Origin of the sequence: Psychrobacter immobilis, assembly GCF_904846235.1 — a bacterium.
Taxonomy (GTDB): Bacteria; Pseudomonadota; Gammaproteobacteria; order Pseudomonadales; family Moraxellaceae; genus Psychrobacter; species Psychrobacter immobilis_C.
Window position 1 is genome coordinate 1 of record NZ_CAJGZN010000050.1, and the last position, 1,309, is coordinate 1,309.

The 1,309-nt window shown below is 45.9% G+C and carries 1 protein-coding gene and 1 other annotated feature; the gene reads left to right on the plus strand.

All coding sequences use genetic code 11. The features are described 5' to 3' along the window. The first annotated feature begins 50 nt into the window (after window positions 1-50). Window positions 51-1,270, plus strand: a protein-coding gene (locus tag JMX07_RS13455; protein WP_379607240.1) for an IS3 family transposase whose coding sequence is annotated in 2 segments (ribosomal slippage) — window positions 51-327 and window positions 327-1,270 — 1,221 coding nt in all. Because the reading frame shifts where the segments join, the coding sequence is not laid out codon by codon here. Further along, window positions 326-442 (plus strand) — a sequence feature (AL1L pseudoknot). (Overlaps the previous gene by 117 nt.) Window positions 1,271-1,309: the final 39 nt, after the last annotated feature.

The window sequence follows — 1,309 nt, forward strand, 5'->3', positions numbered from 1 at the left end:
TGAACCGCCCCGGGATTGTCGGAGACTCAACATTCTGAGAGAATACGACAATGAAAAAACAAACCTACACTCCTGAGATTAAAGAACGCGCCGTTCGCATGCTGATAGAAGCGTTGGGCGACTATCCTTCCACATGGTCAGCCATTCAAGCCATTGCCCCTAAGATTGGCTGTACGCCTGAAACCCTGCGGTCGTGGCATAAAAAACACATCGATCAAACTATTCCTGCATCGGTGCAAGCGCAAAGTGATAAAGAGCGCATCAAGGAGCTTGAACGCGAGTGCAGAGAGCTCAAGCAAGCCAATGAGATCATACGTAAGGCTGCCGCTTTTTTCGCCCAGGCGGAGCTCGACCGCTGACTAAAATCATGATTCAATTCATCGACGATCATAAGAATAATTATGGGGTCGAGCTGATCTGTAGAGTATTACCGATTGCCCCATCAACCTATCACCGTGCTAAAGACTTGGAGAGCTACCCTGAAAAACGCTCACTGCGCAGTCAACATGACGACTTTTACATCAGCGAGATTAAACGTATCTGGCAGGACAGCAAATGCCGTTACGGTGCGCGTAAAGTATGGCAGCAGATGAAAGCTGACGGGTTAAAGGTTGCTCGTTGTACCATAGAGCGTTTAATGAGACAGCATGGCCTACAAGGTGTCTGGCGCGGTAAGGGTAAAATAACAACTCACAGCCGTGATGATCAAAAGCGTGCTGATGACCTAGTTAATCGTAACTTTAGCGCTCATCGCCCTAACCAGCTCTGGGTGGCAGACTTTACTTATATCAAGACGATAAGCGGCTGGGTGTATACCGCTTTTATTATTGATGTGTTTGCTCGCGCTATTGTGGGCTGGAAAGTATCTAATCGTATGAACACAGATATGGTGATGGCGGCGTTAAATCAAGCAATAGCAGATAGAAACTATCCCAAAGATGTGATTCATCACAGTGATCGAGGGGTTCAGTATTTATCCATTCGCTATACTGATAAAATGGCTACATGCGGTGTTATAGCTTCTGTCGGTACGACAGGCGATTCATACGATAATGCATTAGCTGAAACGGTCAACGGGCTTTATAAGTCTGAGGTGATTCATTATTTAAAACAGAACTGGACTGGTGTGAACGATGTTGAACTAGCAACCCTTGAATGGGTGGATTGGTTTAATAGAACACGATTGCATAGCACGATTGGATATGTGTCACCCTTTGAGTTTGAAAAGCGGTATTATGATAATTTAACCCTGTCAGGCATCGCTGCCTGACTCAAGTAAATCACTCTCCGATAAAGTCGGGGCGGTTCA